Origin of the sequence: uncultured Actinomyces sp., assembly GCF_963526355.1 — a bacterium.
Taxonomy (GTDB): domain Bacteria; phylum Actinomycetota; class Actinomycetes; order Actinomycetales; family Actinomycetaceae; genus Actinomyces.
Genome location: NZ_CAUROW010000176.1, coordinates 1 through 2,857 on the forward strand (window position 1 = coordinate 1; position 2,857 = coordinate 2,857).

Below are 2,857 nucleotides of genomic sequence, written 5' to 3' on the forward strand. Positions count from 1 at the left end.
GTCATCGCCATGTTCGTGGGCTCCTTCATCATCATGAACTCCTTCGCGATGAGCGTGCGCCAGAGAGTCAAGGAATTCGCCCTGCTGCGGGCGGTGGGCGCCTCGCCCGGGTCTGTCTTCGGCGTCGTGTTCCTCCAGGCGGTCATCATCGGGATCGTCGGCTCCGCCCTGGGCGTGGCCGCGGGTGCCGGGCTCCTGGCCGGACTGGCGGCGATACTCAAGGCCATGGACCTGCCCCTGCTGGAGAGCACGGGACTGACCGGACCGATCATCGCGATCTCCCTGGCGGTGGGACTGGCCGTCACCGTCGTCGGCGCCCTGCTGCCGGCGCGCGAGGCCGCTCTGACCCACCCGGTCGAGGCGATGCGCGGCGTGTCGGGCTCCCGGGAGAAGTCACTCATCCTGCGCACGGTCCTCGGCGGGCTCCTGCTGGCGGCCGGGGCGGCCGCGATCACCGCCGCCTGGGTGAACGCGGACCTGGAGCAGCGCCGTCTCGTCATGGGGCTGGGCGCGGGAGGAGTGATCATCGGACTGCTCATCATCTCCCCGACCCTGGCTCGCCCGGTGGTGGCTGCCCTGGGGCTGCCCTTCCGCCTGCTGCGGCCGTCCGGGCGCCTGGCGGTGCGCAACATCGTCCACAACCCGCGCCGCACGGCCAACACCTCGGGCGCCCTCATGGTGGGCATGGCCCTGGTGTGCGCCGGCGCCACATTGGCCGCCTCCTTCAACGCCTCGACCGCCGACGCGGTCGACAAGTCCCTCAAGGCCGACCTGCTGGTCCAGCCCGCCACGATGAGCACCACGAACATCGGGCTCTCGGCCGAGAAGGCCAAGGACCTCGCCGCCATCGACGGCGTCAAGGAGTCCTCCCCCTACGCCATGTACTTCACCGCGGTGACCCTGCCCGACGGGTCCCAGAACCCCAACAACCTCGCCGTCGTGATCGAACCCGACACCTACTCCAGGGCCTACGACCTCCGGGTGTCCTCCGGGTCGCTGAGTGATCTTGACGCCACTCACGTGGCCGTCAAGAAGGATCAGAACCTCAAGCTGGGGGACAAGCTCACCTTCTCCGGCCCCAACGGGTCCGCTGAGGTCACGGTGGGCGCCATCGTCAACCCGCCGCAGGGAGCTGGGAACAACTACTACATCCCACCCGAGGTGGCCGCAGCGGTGGGGTCCTGGTCCTCGCTGGGCACCAGCACCGACCCGGCCCACGTCCTGGACTCGCCCGCGGGCATGTTCCTGACAGTCAAGGACGGGGTGGACGTCGAGACGGTGCGCAAACAGGCCCGCAGCATCGTCGCCGACACCTACCTGTACACGGCCGTGGACGCCGATGAGCTCTCCAACCAGATCGGCCAGAGCGTCAACCAGATGCTCGCCATCCTCTACGGCCTGCTGGGGCTGAGCATCGTCATCGCCATCCTGGGCATCGTCAACACCCTGGTGCTCTCGGTCTCGGAGCGCACCCGGGAGATCGGGCTCATGCGGGCCGTCGGTCTGGGCAAGGCCCAGCTGGCCGGAGAGATCATCACCGAGTCGGTCCTCACCGCCCTGTACGGCACGGTGCTGGGCGGGACGACCGGGGTGGTCCTGGCCGCGGCCCTCAAGAGGATCCTGGAGAACCAGGGTCTCAAGACCCTGGCGATCCCCTGGGGGCAGATGGTGGGCATGCTCGTGCTCTCCGTGGTGGTCGGCGTCCTCGCGGCCCTGTGGCCGGCGCTGCGCGCCTCCCGGATCCCCGTCCTGGACGCCATCGCCACCGAGTAGGCCTCGCGAGCGCCGAAAGACAGGGATCCTCCGGCAGGCCCCGGAATAGTTACGGATCCGGTCAGTCCGGTGCCCCGGCCCCGTTCCCCGCCAGAGGGACAGGCCGGGGCACCGGCGCGCTCTCGGAGGTCGCCGAAGAACCGCACCCGCATCCGCCGGGTACTCGCCCGTCTCTATCTTCCATCTCACCGGTTTTCCCCCTGCCGTGGCCTCCCCGGCTTCGATAACCTCATGCGATCATGCCCGAGCCGTCCTCCCGGTCATTCGCGACCGCCCAGACCACACTGACCGCACTGTCCTTGTCCCCCGACGCCCCGCTGCCCCAGCCCCCGTCCCTCGGTGCCGGGGCTCTGCAGCGCCGACTGCTGCGCCGCGCCGCCATCCCGGTCGCTCTGGCCACTCTGGCGGCCTGCACCTCCAACACCATCCAGGCGATCGTGCCGGCCCTCCTGGGGCAGGCCCTCGACGCCGGGATCGAGAACGGCCTCAACGCCCGTGTCTGGGGCATCAGCGCCCTACTGCTGGTGCTCTTCATCGTCTACGCCGTCGGGGACACGATGCTGTCCTACTTCGGGGTGACGGCCTGGATGCGCACCGCCTTCGACGTCGACCGACTCGTGAGTCGTCAGGTCTCCGCCACGGGGGCCGACCTGTCCCGACAGGTCTCCACCGGCGAGGTCGCCACCATCATCGCCTCCGATGCCGAGTACCTGGGCAACCTCATCGAGCACCTGCCGGCCCTGCTGGGGGCCGCGGCCAGCTTCACCGTTGTGGCGGTCCTCATGCTCCGCACCTCGGTGAGCCTGGGGCTGGTGGTCATCCTGGGCATGCCGCTCGTGGCGGCGATCGTCACCCTGGTCATCCGCCCCCTGCAGAAGCGTCAGGCCATTCAGCGCGAGGCACAGTCCGCGGTCACCACGATCACTACCGACGCGGTGGCGGGTCTGCGGATCCTGCGCGGCATCGGCGGGGAGGACGTCTTCGCCCGCCGCTACCGGGACGCCTCCCAGGAGCTGCGACGCCGCGGCGTCGAGGTGGCCTCCTCCCAGGCCACCCTCATGACCCTCCAGGTGCTGCTGCCCGG

At 69.8% G+C, this 2,857-nt stretch carries 2 protein-coding genes; both read left to right on the top strand.

The window, feature by feature from the left end; genetic code table 11:
* A partial coding sequence (locus RWR81_RS13405) for an FtsX-like permease family protein (RefSeq protein WP_314458205.1) occupies positions 1–1,773 on the top strand: 1,773 nt, incomplete at its 5' end.
* A gap of 239 nt (positions 1,774–2,012) precedes the next feature.
* Positions 2,013–2,857: ABC transporter transmembrane domain-containing protein (locus RWR81_RS13410; protein ID WP_314458206.1), on the top strand; the 845-nt coding region annotated here is incomplete at its 3' end.